Source organism: Mycobacterium sp. (assembly GCF_046330795.1).
In the GTDB taxonomy this organism is placed as follows: domain Bacteria; phylum Actinomycetota; class Actinomycetes; order Mycobacteriales; family Mycobacteriaceae; genus Mycobacterium.
Genome location: NZ_JAXLSA010000003.1, coordinates 394,858 through 412,258, shown reverse-complemented (window position 1 = coordinate 412,258; position 17,401 = coordinate 394,858). Strand labels below are relative to the sequence as shown.

Here is a 17,401-nt window from a genome sequence, read left to right as displayed (position 1 = left end):
GATTTTCATGGCACGGACCGACAGCGACAGCTGGGATCTGGCCTCCAGCGTCGGCGCCACCGCGACGATGGTCGCCGCCGCCCGGGCGCTGGCCTCCACCGAACCCGACCCGCTGATCACCGACCCCTACGCCGCGCCCCTGGTGCATGAGGTGGGCATCGATTTCTTCACCCGACTCGTCGACGGCGCGGCGCCGCCCGATGAGACGGCCGCCACCGGCATCAAGGTGATGGTCGACATGATGGCGGTGCGGACCCGGTTCTTCGACGACTTCTTCCGGGATGCGGCGGCGGCCGGGGTCCGGCAGGCCGTCATCCTGGCCTCCGGCCTGGACGCCCGCGCCTACCGGCTGGGCTGGCCCGCCGGCACCGTCGTCTTCGAGCTGGACCAACCCGCGGTGATCGCCGCCAAGACCGCCGCGATGGCCAAGATCGGCGCCGAGCCGACGGCCCGACTGTGCACGGTGGCCGTCGATCTGCGCGACGACTGGCCGAAAGCATTGTGCGACAGCGGTTTCGACCCCGCCCAGCCCACGGCGTGGATCGCCGAGGGCCTGCTGATGTACCTGCCTCCCGAGGCCCAGGACCGCCTGTTCGACAACATCACCGCGCTGTCGGCGCCGGAGAGCCGGATCGCCACCGAATTCCACGGCGGCGACTATGGCGCAGAACTCGCCGAACGTGCCCGGACCATCGCCGGCGCCTGGCAGGGCGAGGGTTTCGACATCGACTTCACCGAACTGTTCCACCACGGCGAACGCAATCACGTCGTGGACTATCTGGCCGAGCGGGGCTGGCAGGTGCACACGCGGGACCGCCGCGAGATGTTCACCGACTACGGCCGGATGTGGCCATTCCCACCCGGCGAACCCGGCGGCACCACCCCGACCCCGCTGCAGCAGTCGGTGGCCGTCACCGCGATCCGCACCAAGGAGGCAGAATGACCCGAACCGATGGCGACAGCTGGGATCTGGCGTCCAGCGTGGGCGCCACCGCGACGTCGGTGGCAGCGTCCCGGGCGCTGGCCACCCGCCAGCCCGACCCCTTGATCAGCGATCCGTACGCCGACGGCCTCGTCAAGGCGGTCGGCCTGGACTTCTGCAACCGGATCGCCGACGGCGAACTGGACTTCGGCGCCGACGAGTTGCTCGACCGACAGCAGATGTGCGAGCAGATCGCGGTCCGCACCCGATTCTTCGACGACTTCTTCAGGGACGCTGTCGGCGCCGCGGGTATCCGGCAGGCGGTGATCCTGGCGTCCGGGCTCGACACCCGCGCCTATCGCCTGTCCTGGCCGGCAGGGACCGTGGTCTTCGAGATCGACCAGCCGCAGGTGCTGGAATTCAAGGCCCGCACCCTGGCGCAACTGGGTGCCACCCCGGCCGCCGACCTGCGCACGATACCGGTGGACCTGCGTGAAGATTGGCCGAACGCACTGCGCGACAACGGCTTCAACCCGCCCGAACCCACCGCGTGGATCGCCGAGGGATTACTGATCTACCTCCCGCCGGAGGCCCAGGACCGCCTGCTGGACAACATCACCGCACTCTCGGCGCCCGGCAGCCGGCTCGCCACCGAGCACATGGACGCCAAGGCACTGACCGGAGACTGGGCCGACCGGCTGACCGAGCGGTCACGCCGTTCCGGCAGCACGATCGACCTGGCCGCGCTGTTCTATACCGGTGAACGAACCGGCGCCCGCGACCACCTGGTTGCGGCGGGATGGCAGACGGCTGTCCGCACGACCACGGAAGCCTTTGCCGTCAACGGCTTTGCGGCCCCGCCCGCCGAGCTGGTCTCGCTGTCGGGCGATTCCGGATACCTCACCGCGACCCTGGGGCGGGGGCCACGATGACCCGCACCGGGAACGACTCCTGGGATGTTCCGGCAATACGGGCTGCACGAGCCGCAGGGCATGGCGCCCGGCCCGCTCGGCGAGATCGTCTACGTCAGCGCCGCCCGTCCCCCAGCCAGAGCGCACTCGCCCCGGTGAACTGCCGCTGAGCCCCGTCCAGCACCCCGACGACGGAATCCGTCAGGACCGCCGCCACGGCCTGCGGCAGCGAGGCCGCCGCCGGTTGCGATGACGCCTTGGGCCGCAACCGGTCCCGCAACGACGAACCCGGATAGCCGATGATCCTGACCTTGGCCTCGGCGTCCAGTCCGGCGAGCACCTTCGCGCGCCGGACTGCCGTGCGCAGCCCGCCGAGTTCGTCGACCAGGCCGCGTTCGGCGGCGTCCGCTCCGGTCCAGACCCGTCCGCGCGCAATCGCGTCGACGGCCTCGACCGTCATTCCCCGACCGTCGGCGACGCGCTGCACGAAGTCCGTGTAGAACAGGTCCGCCTCCGCCTCGACCCGGGTGTGCTGCTCCGGGGTGAACGGCGCGTTGATCGACCAGGCGTCGGCGTTGGCGTTGGTGCGCACGGCGTCGGAGCCGACGCCCAGGCGCTCCTCGAGATCCCGCGCCACCAGCTTGCCGGTGACCACACCGATCGACCCGGTGATGGTGCCCGGATTCGCCACGATGGCGTCCGCGGCCATCGACACGTAGTAGCCGCCGGAGGCCGCCACCGCGCCCATGGAGGCCACCACCGGTTTGCCGGCCGCCCGGGCCCGCACCACTTCACGCCAGATGGTCTCCGACCCGGTCACCGCGCCGCCCGGGCTGTCCACGCGCAGCACGATCGCGGACACGTCGTCGTCGGTGGCGGCCGCGCGCAGCGCCGCGGCGATGGTGTCACCCCCCGCACTGGACCCGCCGATCGGCAGCACTCCGGGACCACCACGGCCGCTGACGATCTGGCCGTCGAGCGTCACCACCGCGATGGCGGGGCGGGCCTTCCGGCCCGGCACCTTGACCGACGGAAGCTCGGGACGGTGACTGCGGGCATACCGCGACAGGAAGAGCCGGTCGGGTGCATCATCCCCGTCGGGATCCGAAAGGTCTTGCGCACCAGTCAGTTCCATGATGCGCAGATACGCTTCGTCACGGTAGCCGATCCGGTCCACCAACCGGCCCGCCACGGCGTCGTCGCGCAGCAGCGGCGCCCGATCGGCCAACTCGTCCACTGCGGCGGGTTCGATGTCCCGGGATTCGGCGACCGCCGCCCGCACCTGGGCGTGCAGGCTCTCGACCAGGGCGGTATCGGCCTCGCGGTGCGCCTCGGTGTAGCTGTCCTGCGTGAAAAGGTTTGCCGCCGACTTGTATTCGCCCCGCGCGACGAACTGCGCCTCGATGCCGGCCTTGGCCAGGGCGTCGCGCAGGAACATCGCATTGGTGGCGAAGCCGACCAGGCCCACGGTGCCCGACGGCTGCATCCACACCTCGCCGAACGCCGACGCCAGGTAGTACGACATGGTGCCGGGATAGGTCTCGGCCCACGCCAACGACGGTTTGGCGGCGGTGAACTCGGCGATGGCGGCCCGCAGCTCCTGGATGGGTCCGGCGGGCGTGGCCGCGATCTGCACGCGGGCGATCAGACCGGCCACCCGGTCGTCCTCGGCGGCCCGATGGATGGCGGCAACCATCTCGCGCAGTGTCAGTGGTCTGGCCTGCCCGGCGATCAGGGCCATCGGGTCGAACCCGGCGGTCTCCGGCGGGGCGTGCTGCAGGTCCAGCTCGAGGATGCAGCCGTCGGGAATCCCGTTGTGGCGCGCGGTGTCGACGCGGCGGACCACACCACGGACGTCGTCAGGGCCCGGAAGGCCGGGCAGCTTCGGTAGCAGCGAGAACATGGACCGAGCCTACCGATCCCGGGCCGGGCGGTTACCGCACGTACCGGCCGTACTCCGGACAGTAGACGCCCGACGAGATGCGCATCAGCCCGATCGCCTGCGCGCGCGTGAGGCCGCGGTTCTGCAACTCGGTGACTACACCGCGGACCGATGGGATGGGGTTCACGTTGTTCTTGATCGCCGCCGTCAGCATGTCGCACACACCGTGCCCGACCGCCGGCACGTCGGTCCCCTCTTTCAGGGGTATCTGCAGCGCCGTCATGGCGTCGGTGAACCGCTGGTCGGGGGTCGCCGGCACCGTCGTGGTCGGGGCGGAGCCGTCGTCGGGCTCGGCGGCGGCCGGCCCGGGCGTCAACCCGGCGCCGACCCCGAGGCAGACGACCACCAGGATCGCGGCGGCGGGGCGAATCATCGTTGGCTCCTGAGGGTTTTGCGGTCGCAGTTCAATCGCTCCCGCGCTGCCGATCGTTACTGCCCATGAACGCAGGAACCCCCGCGGGTCAGCGCGGGGGTTCGAGCGTGCACAGCTCTACAGTTCGGTGGCGGTACCACCGGCGGCGGTGATCGCCTCGCGGGCGGCGCCGCTGAACTTGTTCGCGGTGACATCGACCTTGACGGCCAGCTTGCCGTCGCCGAGCACCTTGACCAGAACGTTCTTGCGGACCAGGCCGTTGGCGACCAGCTCGTCGACACCGATGGTGCCGCCCTTCGGGAACGCCTTGGCGATGTCGCCGACGTTCACGACGCCGTACTCGGTGCGGAACCGGTTGCGGAAGCCCTTCAGCTTGGGCAGCCGCATGTGGATCGGCATCTGCCCGCCCTCGAAGGTCACCGGCACGTTCTTGCGGGCCTTGGTGCCCTTGGTGCCGCGGCCGGCGGTCTTGCCCTTGGAGCCCTCACCGCGACCGACGCGAGTCTTCGCCTTCTTCGAGCCGGGAGCCGGCTTCAGGTCGTGCAGCTTGATGATCTCGCTCATTTCGCCACCTCTTCTACTTCCACGAGGTGGTGGACGGTCTTGATGAGGCCCCGCGTCTGCGGGTTGTCCTCACGCACCACCGACTGGCGGATCTTGCGCAGACCCAGGGTGCGCAGGCTCTCGCGCTGCTTCCAGCGGGCGCCGATGACGCCCCGCACCTGGGTGATCTTCAGATCGGACATTACTGGGCACTTCCTTCACGCGCGGCCGCAGCGGCCAGCGCCTCACTCTCGCGACGGGCCTTGAGCATGCCGGCCGGCGCGACGTCTTCGATCGGCAGACCGCGACGGGCCGCCACCTCTTCGGGACGCTGCAGCAGCTTGAGCGCGGCAACGGTGGCATGCACCACGTTGATCGCGTTGTCGCTGCCCAGCGACTTGGCCAACACGTCGTGCACGCCGGCGCATTCCAGCACCGCGCGGCACGCGCCACCGGCGATGACACCGGTACCCGGGCTGGCCGGACGCAGCATGACGACACCGGCAGCGGCCTCACCCTGCACCGGGTGGGTCACGGTGCCGCCGATCAGCGGGACGCGGAAGAAGTTCTTGCGGGCCTCTTCGACACCCTTGGCGATGGCGGCCGGAACTTCCTTGGCCTTGCCGTAGCCGACACCGACCATGCCCTTGCCGTCGCCGACGATCACCAGCGCGGTGAAGCTGAACCGGCGGCCACCCTTGACCACCTTGGAAACGCGGTTGATGGTGACGACGCGCTCGAGGTACTGGCTCTTCTCGCGATCGTCGCGACCACCCCGGCCGCGATCACCGCGGTCGTCGCGGCGGCCGCGGCCGCCCCGATCGTTGCTGCGCTGCTCATCGTTGCGGGTGCCAGCGGTGGGAGTGTCCGCAGCTGCGGCAGTCTGCTCCGCCATCATGCGGTCCTTCCGGTCTTTTTCAGGTTCGTGGTCATCTAGAAGCTCAATCCGTTCTCGCGGGCGGCATCGGCCAGGGCGGCGATCCGGCCGCCGTAGGTGTACCCACCGCGGTCGAAGACGACGGTGTCGATGCCGGCGGCCTTGGCGCGCTCGGCGATCAGCTGACCGACCCGAACGCTGTGCGCCTTCTTGTCACCCTCGACGGCGCGCACGTCGGACTCGATGGACGAGGCCGCGGCCAGCGTGGTGCCGGTCAGGTCGTCGACGAGCTGGACGTGGATGTGCCGCGAGGAGCGGTTGACCACCAGGCGGGGCCGCTGGGCGGTGCCGGAGACCTTCTTGCGCAACCGGGCGTGCCGGCGGATCCGCGCGACCCGGCGGGTCGCGGAGATGTTCTGGCCGACCGGCTGGTGCTTCTTTTCCTTCTGGGGGCTCTTGGTATCAGCCATGACTACTTACCTGTCTTTCCGACCTTGCGGCGGATCTGCTCACCCTCGTAGCGGATGCCCTTGCCCTTGTAGGGGTCGTTGCGCCGCAGACGACGGATGTTGGCGGCGATCTGGCCGACCTTCTGCTTGTCGATGCCGGAGATCGAGAACTTCGTCGGCGTCTCCACCGCGAAGGTCACGCCCTCGGGCGCGCTGATCAGCACCGGGTGGCTGTAGCCCAGGGCGAACTCGAGGTCGCTGCCCTTGGCCACGACGCGGTAGCCGACGCCGAAGATCTCCATCTTGGTGGTGTAGCCCTCGGTCACGCCGGTCACCAGGTTGGCGATCAGCGTGCGGGACAGCCCGTGCAGCGAGCGATTGCGCCGCTCGTCGTTGGGGCGGGTGACCACGATGGCGCCGTCGTCATCGCGCGAGACCTCGATGGGCTCGGCGACGTCGAGGACCAGGGTGCCCTTCGGGCCCTTGACGGACACGTTGCGTCCGTCGATCGTGACGTCGACCCCGGACGGAACCGGGACCGGCTGCTTTCCAATGCGAGACATGGTTTCCTAGCTCCTTATCCCGCTACCACACGTACGCGAGGACTTCGCCGCCCACGCCCTGTCGTGCTGCCTGCCGGTCGGTCAGCAGACCCGAGGACGTGGAGATGATCGCCACGCCCAGGCCGCCGAGCACCTTCGGCAGGTTGGTGGATTTCGCGTAGACCCGCAGGCCGGGCTTGGACACCCGGCGCAGGCCGGCGATGCTGCGCTCACGGCTGGGGCCGTACTTGAGCGTGACCACCAGCGACTTGCCCACGCGGGCATCCTCGGTGCGGTAGTCGTTGATGTAACCCTGCTCCTTGAGGATCTCGGCGATGTTGGCCTTGATCTTCGAATGGGGCAGAGTCACCTCGTCGTGGTACGCCGAGTTGGCGTTGCGCAGACGTGTCAAGAAGTCTGCGATCGGATCCGTCATGGTCATTTAGCGCTGCTCCTCTTCATCGCTGCGCTCTGCATCGTCGTCATCGCGGTCATGACAGGTGTGTCACCTTCCTCGCGGCGGTTCCCGGACCGGGCCTACCGCGCCCTTACTTGATCGGAGTTTGTGGGCTTACCAGCTGGACTTCTGCACACCGGGCAGTTCGCCGGCGTGGGCCATCTCGCGCAGGCAGATCCGGCACAGGCCGAACTTGCGGTAGACGGCGTGCGGGCGTCCGCACTTGTTGCACCGCGTGTACGCGCGAACCGCGAACTTTGGCTTCTTGTTGGCCTTGTTGACCAGAGCCTTCTTTGCCATCTACTCAGTTCTCCTTGAACGGGAAGCCGAGGGCCCGCAGCAGCGCGCGGCCTTCGTCGTCATTGGTCGCCGAGGTGACGACGGTGATGTCCATGCCACGCGGGCGATCGATGGAGTCCACGTCGATCTCGTGGAACATCGACTGCTCGTTGAGCCCGAAGGTGTAGTTGCCGGTGCCGTCGAACTGCTTGGGACTCAGGCCGCGGAAGTCGCGGATACGCGGCAGCGCGATCGAGATCAGCCGGTCCAGGAATTCCCACATCCGGTCGCCGCGCAGCGTGACGCGGGCGCCGATCGGCATGCCCTCGCGCAGCTTGAACTGAGCGATCGACTTGCGGGCCTTGCGGATCTCGGGCTTCTGGCCGGTGATCAGCGCCAGGTCGTTGACGGCGCCGTTGATCAGCTTGGCATCGCGGGCGGCGTCACCGACACCCATGTTCACGATTACCTTCACCACGCCCGGGATCTGCATGACGTTGGCGTAGTTGAACTCGTCGTTGAGCGCGCCCTTGATCTCCTCGCGGTAGCGCTGCTTCAGCCGGGGCTGAGCTTTGACCTCTGCCTCAGATGTGGTCATTTCAGATGTCCTTGCCGTTGGTCTTGGCGATGCGGACGCGCTTGCCGGACTCGTCGTCGGTGCGGTAGCCGACACGGGTCGGCTTGCCGTCGGAGTCGACGACCATCACGTTGGAGACGTGGATCGCGGCCTCCTGGGTGACGATGCCGCCCGAGGACGCGCCCCGTTCGTTGGCCGACTGCGCGGTGTGCTTCTTGATGCGGTTGACGCCCTCGACGAGCACCCGGTTGCGCTCCGGGAACGCCTGCAGGACCTTGCCCTTGGCGCCCTTGTCCTTACCGGCGATGACGAGGACGGTGTCGCCCTTGTGGACCTTCATCTACAAAACCTCCGGTGCCAGCGAGACGATCTTCATGAACTTCTTCTCGCGCAGCTCACGGCCGACCGGCCCGAAGATGCGGGTGCCACGCGGATCGTTGTCGGCCTTGATGATCACGGCCGCGTTCTCGTCGAACTTGATGTAGCTGCCGTCGGCGCGACGGCGTTCCTTGACGGTGCGGACGACGACGGCCTTGACGACGTCGCCGCGTTTGACGTTGCCGCCGGGGATGGCGTCCTTGACGGTCGCCACGATGACATCACCGATGCCGGCGTAGCGCCGCGACGAGCCGCCGAGCACGCGGATGCACAAGATCTCCTTGGCGCCCGTGTTGTCGGCGACCTTGAGCCGCGATTCCTGCTGAATCACTAGATCTCCTAGACCTGGTCGATACGTGTGCACGCCAATTTCACCTGGCGTGCGCGGTCTTGAACTGCTTGAGCTGTCGAAGGGCACGCAGGGTCTTCAGGTAGGCCCCGATGGCCATCCCAAGAACCGAGGTCTGCCCACGGCAACCCCGCAAGTTTAGGTGACGAGCCCGAATGCTCCAAATTGCCGGTCAGGCCGCGCAGCGGAAGCCGATGTGCGTGGTGGCGCTGTCCTGGGACTGCGGCGAACGGGCCGCGGGCCGGTAGCGATGACAGTATTCGGGCGCACACAGGTGCGAGCCGCCCTTGAGCGCCTGCATGACGGTCGGATCGGGCGGTGCGGCCCGACCCACAGTGCAGCAGCCCGAGGGGGCACCGGGCCGGTGCTGTGGCACATACCGCGTCGTGGTCCACTCCCAGACGTTGCCGATCATGTCGACCAGGCCGAAGCCGTTCGCCGGGAAGCTGCCCACCGGCGACGTGCCGGTCCAGCCCAGCGCTCCGTCGTTGCGGTACGGGAACCGACCCTGCCACGTGTTGGCCATCACCTGCCCGCCGGGCGCGGCGTCCGCACCCCACGAGTAGGTGGTGTCGGCGCCGCCACGGGCGGCGTACTCCCATTCGGCCTCGGTCGGCAGCCGCCGGCCGGCCCACTGCGCGTAGGCGTGGGCGTCGGGATAGGCGATCTGCACCACCGGGTGATCGAGGCGGTCCTCGACGCCGCTGGCGGGGCCGAAGGGGTGGCGCCAGCACGCGCCGGGCGCCCAGTCCCACCACTGCCGCCAGTCGTTCAGGTCCACGGGACCGGCGGTGGGCACGAAGACCAGTGCGCCGGGCACCAGGTCCGCGGCGGCGACGCCGGGATACAGGGCCGGGTCCAGAGGCCGCTCGGCGACCGTGACGTAGCCGGTGTCGGCGACGAATTCGGCGTACTGCGCGTTGGTCACGGGGTGGCGTTCGATCGCGAACGCAGCCACCGTGGCGGTGTGCACCGGCGCCTCGTCGGGATAGAAGTCGGCGGAGCCCATCCGGAAATCACCGCCGGGCAGTGCGATCAGCTCGGTGAGCATGTCCGCCAGGTTAGCCGGGCATGCGGATGCCGAAGTCGGCCAGCAGCACCGACTTCGCGGCATCCAGCGAGGTGCCCTTGGGGGCCTGCAGCCGGATCGCGATGAGGAAGTTGCCGTCGTTGGTCCACACGTGCACCACCCGGTCGGCGAATTCGATCCCCTGGCCGGGTTGGTCGGCGAGCATCCCCATCAGCTCCTGGCCGCTGTAACCGCACAGGTCACCCGGCAACACCGACAGACTGCTGATCTCGGAGCCCTTCGTGCGGTGGTCGCCGTAGGCCTGGAACGCAGCGGCCGCGTCCAGCGTGGTCGGCGTGATGGTCACGGTGCCGGTCATGCCGTCCGGCCCGGTCAGATTCAGCGCGATGTCACCCTGCGGATCGGCGGCCGGGGTGAACCCGTCGGGCAGCCCGAGCAGCACCGTCGGGCTGCCCGGTGCCGCGCTGTGCGCCTCGACCGTCTGGGCCGGCGGCGTGTCCGGCTTGCAGGTGGTCTCCCCCGCGCTCACCGGCCGCTTGCTGGTCTCCAGCACCCCGTAGTCCGGAAGGTCGTGCGGCGCTTCGAGATTCGAGGTGGTGGTAGTGCCCGGCGAGGTCGTCGGGTCCGTCGAGGTCGTCGACACCGTCGTCGAGGTGGGTTCGGAACCGGCCACCGGCGCGGGCGCGGTGCGGCTGCACGCGCTCAACGCGATGCCCGCCGCCACCACGCCGACAACGCGAATCCATTTGTGCGACATGCAATCTCCTCAGTCTCGGGCGAACGCGGCGGCCAGTTCCCGCTCGGCGTCCAGGTAGGGGGTTCCGGAAATGTCGACGACGACCTTGGCGACGGTGGCCCCGGTCAGCGCGAACGGCGCCCGGTAGTTCGCACTGATCGCCTGCCCGGCGTTGCGGCCCACGGCCACCCCGCCACCGGCCAGCCCGAAGGTGCCGGGATGGGTACGCACGTCGGCCCGGGTGGCCACCGCGGCGCCGTCGACGTAGAGGGTCACGACTCCCAGGGGCGTGTGACTGCCGGCCACGGTGCCGGTCCGGTCGTAGCGCACACCGAGGATGTGATCCCCCGGCGGGACCGGCGCCGGGGCCGACACCAGTTGCTCGTCCTCGCCCATGAAGTTGTAGACGTAGTGCAGATGGCCGTCGGCCAGGTACAGCACATGCCCGCCGTGGCCGGCGCCGTGCTTGTAGAGCACGCCGTGGGCGGCCGGCGATTCCACGTGGGTCTCGGCCAGCACCGAGAAGGACTGCCCACGCAGTTCGATCGCGGCGCCCAGGCCGACCTCGGCGGTGTCCGGGTAGTAGGTGGACGTCTGCCGGTCGGCCACCAGATAGGGCCGCCAGCGGCCCAGCGTCTCGAAGATGTTGAGATCCGCCAACGGCAGACCGTTGTACTTGGCGGCCTCGGCGAACCAGAGGTTGGTCAGCTCGGCCAATTTCTCGGGGTTCTCCGCGGCCAGGTCGTGGCACTGACTGCGGTCGGAGTCGATGTGGTAGAGCTCCCAGCGGTCCTTGTCGAAATTGCTCCAGCCCGCGGGGCTGGCGGCGTGCACCGTGTTGGCGAACCACCCGTCGTGCCAGATTCCCCGGGTGCCCAGCATGCTGTAGAACTGCGTGTGCTTGTCCGTCTGCGCCGCGGGATCATGAAGCGCCGCAGCGAAACTCACGCCCTCCAGCGGCTGCTGCGGGATCCCGCGGACGGTTTCCGGGGGCGTCAGGCCCAGGAGCTCGTACACCGTCGGGGTGATGTCGCAGACACTGACGTAGTTGTCCCGGACCTCGCCGCGCGCGTCGATTCCGTTGGGCCAGGAGATGATTGCGGTGTCGGCGATGCCGCCCTCGTGCGAGGCATAGCGCTTGTAGAGCTTGTAGGGCGTGTTGAACGCCATCGCCCAACCGATCGGATAGTGGTTGTAGGTCTGCGGGCCGCCCAGGTGGTCGTAGAACCTCAGGCTCTCCTCGGCGGTGTCGATGTATCCGTTGAAGAACTTGACCTCGTTGACCGATCCGTTGGGGCCGCCCTCACCGGATGCGCCGTTGTCGGAGATGACCACGATGATGGTGTTGTCCAGCTGGCCCGACTCCTCGAGGTGGTCGAGCACGCGGCCGATCTGATCGTCGGTGTAGGACAGGAACCCGGCGAACACCTCGGCCATCCGGGCGAACAGCCGCTTCTCCTCGTCCGACAGCGACTCCCAGGGCCGCACGGTGTCCTGCAACGGCCACGGCTGCCCGTCGGGACCCGTGACACCGGCGTACGGGTTCACCGGCGAGAGCTCGGTGTCCGGCGGGACGATCCCGAGCGCCTTCTGGTTGGCCAGCACGATCTCGCGGTACCGCTCGTAGCCCATGTCGAAGCGGCCGGTGTAGCGGTTGGCCCACTCGGCGAACACGTGGTGCGGCGCATGGCCGGCGCCGGGGCAGACGTAGGCGAACCACGGCTTGTCCGGGGCGATCACCTTGGCGTCGCGGATGAATTCCACGGTCCGGTCGGCGATGTCCTTCGACAGGTGGTAACCGTCCTCGGGAGTGCCCGGCGGCGCCACCGGATGGTTGTCGTACACCAGTTCCGGGTACCACTGGTCGGTCTCGCCGCCCATGAATCCGTAGAACCGCTCGAACCCCCGGCTCAGCGGCCAATGCCGTTTGGTGGCAGCCAGATTGGACTCCTCGAGCGGAGTCAGGTGCCACTTGCCGATGCAGTAGGTGTTCCAGCCCTGCTCGGCGAGCACCTCCGAGATGAGCGCCGTCTCGAGCGGGATGCGGCCACTGCAGTTCGGGAAGCCGTCGGTGAATTCCTCGATGGTCGCCATCCCGACGGTGGTGGCATTGCGTCCGGTCAGTAGCGCGGCGCGGGTCGGTGAGCACAGGGCCGTGGTGTGGAATTGCGACAGCCGCACCCCGCGTTCGGCGATGCGGCTCATGTTCGGCATCTCGACCAGCCCGCCGAAACAGTCCCACGTCGCGATGCCGGTGTCATCCCACACCAGATAGAGGACATTCGGCGCACCCTCGGGTGCGGTGGGGGCGGCGAACGGCGCCCAGTCGGCCTGCGAATCGCGGATGTCCAGTTCTACCCTGCCGGTGAATTCAGCTGCCACAGCCGAAATCTACTCGGTGCGAACTGCGGTGTCAGGCCGTTGGCTCGACCGGTTCGTCGACCCGGTAGAGGCGCCAATCCGGTTGGCTGTCGCCGTCATTGGGGATCTCGAGTTCCAGGGTGGCCACGTCGGCCCCGGTCTCGTACAGCGTCGGATAGCGCTGATTGAGTGCGTCGGACAGGCCGCGGCCGCTGCGAGGGACCACCAGCAGGTACCGCACCCCGTGCGCCGCCGGGTCGTTGAGAATACCGGTGAAGTCCGGGTCCGACGGCACCACGAACATCCTGGGCCGTCTGGACGCGGCCACCACCGAGAACCCGTACACGGTGTCGGTGATCACCGAACTGTCGGGCAGATCGAGACCGTCGAGGTACGCGGCGATCTCACGCTCGGTGGAGAAGGTGGCCGCGATCCGGCGTTCGACGGCCTTGCGCGGGCTGGTGTTGTCCGGATCCGGCCGCAGCACCGCGCCCAGGGCATACTCCTGCGGCGCAAAGGCCGGCAGGCTCATCCCCCAGGCCGTCACGGGGATCCCCACGGCGACCGCGAGAGCCACTGCGGGGTAGGCCATTCTGGACCGGTTCGTGGTGGCCACCGCGGCCGGCGGGGGCGCATACCGGCCGCGGCGCTTGGGCGTCACGAGGGCGCCCTCGGGCACCGCCAGCATTGCCGTCGTCGCCACGAACGGGATCGCGACGATGTAGAACCGCAGGAAGGGAAACGTCCCGCCGCGGGCGTAGGTGTAGGTCTGGAACGCCAGGACCGCGCCGTAGAGCAGCAGGGGCACGGTCAGCACGGCCCACTGGGGACGGCGCCACCTCGAGACGGCAGCCCACACCGCGACTGGTATCAGGGTGGGCGCCAGCAGCATGATGCACACTGCCGAGAACCTCAGGCCGGCCCCGAACGACGCCGCATTGGCCCCGCCGGACTGCTCCAGGATGGTCTTGTTCCCGTACTGGGAGGTGAACTGCGCGAAGGCATCACCGGTGATCAGCCAGCTGGCCACCGCCCAGCCGACGAACGCCGCGAAGCCGGGGCCGGCGACCAGCAGCAGATCGAGCAGCGCCCGGCGGACCCGTGGCGGAGTGCGCGCCCGCCGAAATGTCGTGGCGCCCACCAGGAGTCCGGCCGCCGCCACGGTGGCAACGGCGTCATACCGGGTCAGATAGGCCAGCGCCATGGCGATTCCGCCCGCGGCCACCAGGTGGTGAACGTCGTCGTCGACCATCCACAGCACCAGCCGGCGCACCGACCAGACCAGGAAGAACACGAACGGTGCCTCGCTCATGCCGTTGGAGCCGTAGAACACGATCATCGGATTGAGCGCGAACAGCACGGTGATGGCGACGACGTAGCCGCGGGGCAGTCCGCGGTCGGCGCCCGTGGCGAACATCTGCGCGACCGCACCGGCCATGAAGACGGCCGACATCAGGCTGCCGGCGTAGGCCCGCGCGGTCATGTCCGGCCACAGCTGCGCCATCAGGACCGCCGGCAGCTCCAGCATGGCCGTCAGCGGGGTGAAGATGAATCCGATTGCGGCCAGGTGCGGGTCCCGGCTGAACAGCACGCTCTCGGCGGCCTGCACCCGGGCCAGCGCGTCACCGAGAATGAAGCCGTGCCGGACCTGCAGCCAGTATCCCACCGCCGCATAGAGCAGGAAGCTCGTGACGAACGCGACCCGCTTGCAGCGTCGGTCCGTCATGCCTTCTTGTCCAGACCGTGGAAGGTCTTCTCCCAGTAGGACGGATTCCGGATCAACTGGTAGACCCCCTTGGCCGCCGCGATGCTCATCAGCAGCCAGTACGCCGGCACCGTCAGCGCCGCCGAGAACAGATCGGCACGGTCGTCCTCGCGTAATGCGATCATGTTCATGTACAGGGTGGCCGCATTACCCAGCACCAGCGCACTCAACGCGGGAAAGTAGATGTACCAAGGGAATACCGCCCCCACGGCGGCGGGCTGACCGAGGAACCACAGAACGGTGATCAACCAGAACACGAGGTTGAGCACCGCGACGATCGGGGTGCCGGCGAGTACCAGATTGAACCGCAGGAAGGCCCGCGGACCCAGCGTGCGGTACAGCTTCAGCGGTTCCCGGATGTGCACCAGCCAGGTATGCAGGTAGCCCTTGTACCACCGCGAGCGCTGCCGGACCCAGTTGATGGGATCACTGTTGGCCTCCTCGAGTGTCTGGGACTCGATGACGGCGGTGAAGTATCCCGACGCGGCGATGCGCAGGCCGAGGTCCGCGTCCTCGGTGACGTTGAACGGGTCCCACGCCCCGATCTTGTCCACGACGTCGCTGCGCAGATGATTCGACGTGCCACCGAGCGGGATCGGCGACGAGCTGCGCATCATCCCGGGCAGCAGGTAGCCGAACCACAGTCCGTACTCCGCGGTGAACCACGCCGTCAGCATGTTCTGCCGGCCGTTGTGGTAGACGAGTTTGGCCTGGACGCAGGCGATGTCGTCGGGCAGCTCGCGGAAGGCGACCGCGACGCGGCGCAGTTGCAGCGGCTCGGGTGAATCCTCGGCGTCGTAGATGGTGATGATGTCGCCCGTGGCGAAGTGCAGCCCGTAGTTGCACGCCTTGGGCTTGGTCCGCGGTTCGGCCGGCGGAACCAGGACGATGGTGATGACCTCGGAGTCGGCGAAGTCGCGGGCGGCGTCGATGGTGACCTGGTCGTCGGCCTCGAGCAGCAGGAGCACCTGGAGCTTGTCCGGCGGGTACTCGAGCGCCCGCATCGCGCCGATCAGCTGACCGACCACCTCGGGCTCGTTGTAGGCGGGCACCAGGATGGTGTACCTCGGCAGCTCGGAATCCGGTACGGCACGGGCCTTTTCGTCGGACACCACCAGTGCCCGACTGTCCAGACCCTGTTTGAAGATCAGCACCCGGTCGGCCATCGTCAGCACGTACCCCACCGTGCACACGCCGATGAGGATGATCGCGGTGCGCATCGGCTGCCAGGCGGCCATCCCGACGGTGAGCACCAGCAGCGCGATCAGCGCCGGCTTCTGCCAGCCCCAGACGGCGGTGGACGCCGACTTCATCGGATGGTCCTGGCGCAGACCGTTGATCGCCCGATCGAGCGCGAAATCCTGTTCCTCGGCGCTGGTGGTCACGGCGCGATCCCGAGCGGTTCGAGCTGGGCCCGCACCAGGTCGTGCGCGAACTCGGTCAGCAACGCATCGTCCTTGCGGTTCGGGTTGGTGTCCAGGGTCGAGCTGTTGCCGCGGAACAGCACGGTGAACATCGAGTTCAGCGTGGGACCCACCGCGCCGGTGGGGGCCGGGAAGGGCGCATCGTCCTCGTGGTTGTCCACCGCGATGACGAATACCCGTTGGGCCGCCTGCCCGTTGGTCCACGACCATTGAATCCCGTCCCAGGTGACCAGGAGCTTGTCGTCGATGGCCGAGAAGATGTCGGCCGCCACCCCGTAGCCCAGGTCCACCCGGCGGATGCCGCTGAGCCGGATGTTCTCGACGTGGTAGATCATCCGGGCCGGGAACACCTTCAGCGAGAACGGCCGGAAGGTGGTCACCGTGTCGACCATCAGGGTGCGCGGCCGCGCGAACTTGTCGTACTTGATGTCCCCGGTGTCGGCGACCACCTTCTGTCGCACCAGCGTTGCATCGCGGCCGTACATCGCCTTCACCCAGCTGTACACCTGGGTGTCGTGGATCTGCCAGCCCGCGGCCGGGAGCAGCGGGGCCGCCGGTTCGTCGATCCGCATGGCCGGGACGTACAGCGTGGGCGCGAACCCGACCGCCGGCAGCCGGACGAACGAAAGGCCAAGCGCGACAACGAGAACGACGGGCATTGCCGCCCACACCTGCTTGGCGGCCAACGGCTCCATCCGGCGGTCCAGCCAGCTCAGCTCGGCGCCCCGGCGGGCGTAGAGGTACATCGCCGACCCGCTGATGCAGATCGCGGTGACGCCGGGCACCAACTGGTAGGCCAGCAGCGGTGCGTCCGTGAACCAGACGGCCATGATCACGATGATCACGATGCCCACGGCCCAGCCCAGCGAGGACCCGATCATCCCGCGTCGGGTGTCCCGGTGCACGGAGATGCCCGCTGCGATCCCGGCGATGATCATCGTCCCCAGCGCGGCGGCCACCTTCGTCCCGCCGAGCGTGATGACGACGAGGTAGTAGGGCAGCGCGAAGACCATCGAGAGCAGCAACCACACCCAGCCGAACCGCAGCACCGGTCGCAGCCCGAACAACGCGATGCTGGCGCTGACCGCGAAGGTCCACATGGCCACCAGATCCAGGCGCAGCAGATAGAAGTACAGCGCATACCGTTGCAGCAGCACGGCATGCAGCAGCCCGGCCAGCACCAGCCCCATGATCCCGACGATCACGTCGGTCTGGCGGTCGTGGATCGGCAACTCGGTGCGGTTGCGGCGCGCCACTCCGATGGCCGCCAGACCGCCCGCGATCGGGACCACCCACACGTAGCCGCCGAGGCTGCCCGCCCGGGTCACCTCCACCACGCTGTGCAGCGAGGAGTGGAACGCCAGGAATGTGGTGGCCGCGATGAAGACCCAGCGAAAGGCCATCCGGTAGACCGGATGGACCGACTGCAGCCACGGTTCACGCACGACCGCCGGCGGTGGCGATTCGGGGGCTGCGGCGGTCATCG

The 17,401-nt window shown here is 68.4% G+C and carries 20 protein-coding genes; 2 read left to right on the top strand and 18 right to left on the bottom strand.

From position 1 onward, the window contains the following. The first annotated feature begins 7 nt into the window (after positions 1-7). Both U0R18_RS13435 and U0R18_RS13430 read left to right on the top strand, forming a co-directional pair. Complete coding sequence (locus tag U0R18_RS13435) at positions 8-943, top strand: class I SAM-dependent methyltransferase (RefSeq protein ID WP_526369062.1); 936 nt, start codon at positions 8-10, stop codon at positions 941-943. Then, positions 940-1,854 (top strand): SAM-dependent methyltransferase, encoded by a 915-nt coding sequence (locus tag U0R18_RS13430; RefSeq protein WP_526369060.1) that lies wholly within the window; start codon positions 940-942, stop codon positions 1,852-1,854. Before U0R18_RS13435 ends, U0R18_RS13430 begins: the two co-directional genes overlap by 4 nt. Positions 1,855-1,948: 94 nt before the next feature. On the opposite strand, the gene sppA is transcribed toward U0R18_RS13430, so the two are convergent. From sppA to U0R18_RS13340, 18 genes are all read right to left on the bottom strand, one after another. Beyond that, positions 1,949-3,736 (bottom strand): signal peptide peptidase SppA, encoded by a 1,788-nt coding sequence (sppA, locus tag U0R18_RS13425; RefSeq protein WP_526369058.1) that lies wholly within the window; start codon positions 3,734-3,736, stop codon positions 1,949-1,951. A 31-nt stretch (positions 3,737-3,767) separates the two neighbouring features. Then, positions 3,768-4,148, bottom strand: a complete 381-nt coding sequence (locus U0R18_RS13420; RefSeq protein ID WP_526369056.1) for a DUF732 domain-containing protein — start codon at positions 4,146-4,148, stop codon at positions 3,768-3,770. Positions 4,149-4,265: 117 nt separating this feature from the next. Beyond that, complete coding sequence (gene rplO, locus U0R18_RS13415; RefSeq protein WP_526369054.1) at positions 4,266-4,712, bottom strand: 50S ribosomal protein L15; 447 nt, start codon at positions 4,710-4,712, stop codon at positions 4,266-4,268. Further along, positions 4,709-4,894 carry a 50S ribosomal protein L30 gene (rpmD, locus tag U0R18_RS13410; RefSeq protein ID WP_526369052.1) on the bottom strand — a complete coding sequence of 62 codons (186 nt, stop codon included), beginning with the start codon at positions 4,892-4,894 and terminating at the stop codon, positions 4,709-4,711. The genes rplO and rpmD overlap by 4 nt, the downstream gene beginning before the upstream one ends. Next, complete coding sequence (gene rpsE / locus U0R18_RS13405) at positions 4,894-5,586, bottom strand: 30S ribosomal protein S5 (RefSeq protein WP_526369050.1); 693 nt, start codon at positions 5,584-5,586, stop codon at positions 4,894-4,896. The genes rpmD and rpsE overlap by 1 nt, the downstream gene beginning before the upstream one ends. Positions 5,587-5,624: 38 nt before the next feature. Continuing rightward, on the bottom strand, positions 5,625-6,038 hold the full coding sequence (gene rplR / locus U0R18_RS13400; protein ID WP_526369048.1) for a 50S ribosomal protein L18: 414 nt from the start codon (positions 6,036-6,038) through the stop codon (positions 5,625-5,627). A 2-nt stretch (positions 6,039-6,040) separates the two neighbouring features. Further along, positions 6,041-6,580 carry a 50S ribosomal protein L6 gene (gene rplF, locus U0R18_RS13395; RefSeq protein WP_526369047.1) on the bottom strand — a complete coding sequence of 180 codons (540 nt, stop codon included), beginning with the start codon at positions 6,578-6,580 and terminating at the stop codon, positions 6,041-6,043. 22 nt (positions 6,581-6,602) lie between these two features. After that, positions 6,603-7,001, bottom strand: coding sequence for a 30S ribosomal protein S8 (gene rpsH, locus U0R18_RS13390; RefSeq protein ID WP_526369044.1), 399 nt, complete (start codon positions 6,999-7,001; stop codon positions 6,603-6,605). 129 nt (positions 7,002-7,130) lie between these two features. Continuing rightward, positions 7,131-7,316, bottom strand: coding sequence for a type Z 30S ribosomal protein S14 (locus U0R18_RS13385; RefSeq protein WP_005143893.1), 186 nt, complete (start codon positions 7,314-7,316; stop codon positions 7,131-7,133). A gap of 4 nt (positions 7,317-7,320) precedes the next feature. Continuing rightward, positions 7,321-7,893, bottom strand: a complete 573-nt coding sequence (gene rplE / locus U0R18_RS13380; protein WP_526369042.1) for a 50S ribosomal protein L5 — start codon at positions 7,891-7,893, stop codon at positions 7,321-7,323. Position 7,894: 1 nt separating this feature from the next. Further along, on the bottom strand, positions 7,895-8,212 hold the full coding sequence (gene rplX, locus U0R18_RS13375) for a 50S ribosomal protein L24 (RefSeq protein WP_526369040.1): 318 nt from the start codon (positions 8,210-8,212) through the stop codon (positions 7,895-7,897). Further along, positions 8,213-8,581, bottom strand: coding sequence for a 50S ribosomal protein L14 (rplN, locus tag U0R18_RS13370; RefSeq protein ID WP_024440402.1), 369 nt, complete (start codon positions 8,579-8,581; stop codon positions 8,213-8,215). A 190-nt stretch (positions 8,582-8,771) separates the two neighbouring features. Next, positions 8,772-9,650, bottom strand: a complete 879-nt coding sequence (locus tag U0R18_RS13365; RefSeq protein ID WP_526369037.1) for a formylglycine-generating enzyme family protein — start codon at positions 9,648-9,650, stop codon at positions 8,772-8,774. A 10-nt stretch (positions 9,651-9,660) separates the two neighbouring features. Further along, positions 9,661-10,386, bottom strand: a complete 726-nt coding sequence (locus tag U0R18_RS13360) for a hypothetical protein (protein ID WP_526369035.1) — start codon at positions 10,384-10,386, stop codon at positions 9,661-9,663. 9 nt (positions 10,387-10,395) lie between these two features. Further along, positions 10,396-12,747, bottom strand: coding sequence for an arylsulfatase (locus U0R18_RS13355; RefSeq protein ID WP_526369033.1), 2,352 nt, complete (start codon positions 12,745-12,747; stop codon positions 10,396-10,398). A 31-nt stretch (positions 12,748-12,778) separates the two neighbouring features. Beyond that, positions 12,779-14,452 (bottom strand): ArnT family glycosyltransferase, encoded by a 1,674-nt coding sequence (locus U0R18_RS13350; RefSeq protein ID WP_526369031.1) that lies wholly within the window; start codon positions 14,450-14,452, stop codon positions 12,779-12,781. Beyond that, positions 14,449-15,876 carry a glycosyltransferase gene (locus U0R18_RS13345; RefSeq protein WP_526369029.1) on the bottom strand — a complete coding sequence of 476 codons (1,428 nt, stop codon included), beginning with the start codon at positions 15,874-15,876 and terminating at the stop codon, positions 14,449-14,451. Before U0R18_RS13345 ends, U0R18_RS13350 begins: the two co-directional genes overlap by 4 nt. Then, positions 15,873-17,399, bottom strand: coding sequence for a hypothetical protein (locus U0R18_RS13340; protein ID WP_526369027.1), 1,527 nt, complete (start codon positions 17,397-17,399; stop codon positions 15,873-15,875). The genes U0R18_RS13345 and U0R18_RS13340 overlap by 4 nt, the downstream gene beginning before the upstream one ends. Between the last annotated feature and the right edge of the window lie 2 nt (positions 17,400-17,401).

Coding starts and splice junctions, on each gene's coding strand:
- U0R18_RS13350 (WP_526369031.1), bottom strand. CDS start 14,452: ATGACGGACCGACGCTGCAAGCGGGTCGCGTTCGTCACGAGCTTCCTG.
- rpsE (WP_526369050.1), bottom strand. CDS start 5,586: ATGGCGGAGCAGACTGCCGCAGCTGCGGACACTCCCACCGCTGGCACC.
- U0R18_RS13385 (WP_005143893.1), bottom strand. CDS start 7,316: ATGGCAAAGAAGGCTCTGGTCAACAAGGCCAACAAGAAGCCAAAGTTC.
- U0R18_RS13340 (WP_526369027.1), bottom strand. CDS start 17,399: ATGACCGCCGCAGCCCCCGAATCGCCACCGCCGGCGGTCGTGCGTGAA.
- sppA (WP_526369058.1), bottom strand. CDS start 3,736: ATGTTCTCGCTGCTACCGAAGCTGCCCGGCCTTCCGGGCCCTGACGAC.
- U0R18_RS13365 (WP_526369037.1), bottom strand. CDS start 9,650: ATGCTCACCGAGCTGATCGCACTGCCCGGCGGTGATTTCCGGATGGGC.
- U0R18_RS13360 (WP_526369035.1), bottom strand. CDS start 10,386: ATGTCGCACAAATGGATTCGCGTTGTCGGCGTGGTGGCGGCGGGCATC.
- rpmD (WP_526369052.1), bottom strand. CDS start 4,894: ATGTCCGATCTGAAGATCACCCAGGTGCGGGGCGTCATCGGCGCCCGC.
- U0R18_RS13430 (WP_526369060.1), top strand. CDS start 940: ATGACCCGAACCGATGGCGACAGCTGGGATCTGGCGTCCAGCGTGGGC.
- rplE (WP_526369042.1), bottom strand. CDS start 7,893: ATGACCACATCTGAGGCAGAGGTCAAAGCTCAGCCCCGGCTGAAGCAG.
- rplO (WP_526369054.1), bottom strand. CDS start 4,712: ATGAGCGAGATCATCAAGCTGCACGACCTGAAGCCGGCTCCCGGCTCG.
- rplF (WP_526369047.1), bottom strand. CDS start 6,580: ATGTCTCGCATTGGAAAGCAGCCGGTCCCGGTTCCGTCCGGGGTCGAC.
- rplX (WP_526369040.1), bottom strand. CDS start 8,212: ATGAAGGTCCACAAGGGCGACACCGTCCTCGTCATCGCCGGTAAGGAC.
- U0R18_RS13420 (WP_526369056.1), bottom strand. CDS start 4,148: ATGATTCGCCCCGCCGCCGCGATCCTGGTGGTCGTCTGCCTCGGGGTC.
- rplR (WP_526369048.1), bottom strand. CDS start 6,038: ATGGCTGATACCAAGAGCCCCCAGAAGGAAAAGAAGCACCAGCCGGTC.
- rpsH (WP_526369044.1), bottom strand. CDS start 7,001: ATGACCATGACGGATCCGATCGCAGACTTCTTGACACGTCTGCGCAAC.
- U0R18_RS13435 (WP_526369062.1), top strand. CDS start 8: ATGGCACGGACCGACAGCGACAGCTGGGATCTGGCCTCCAGCGTCGGC.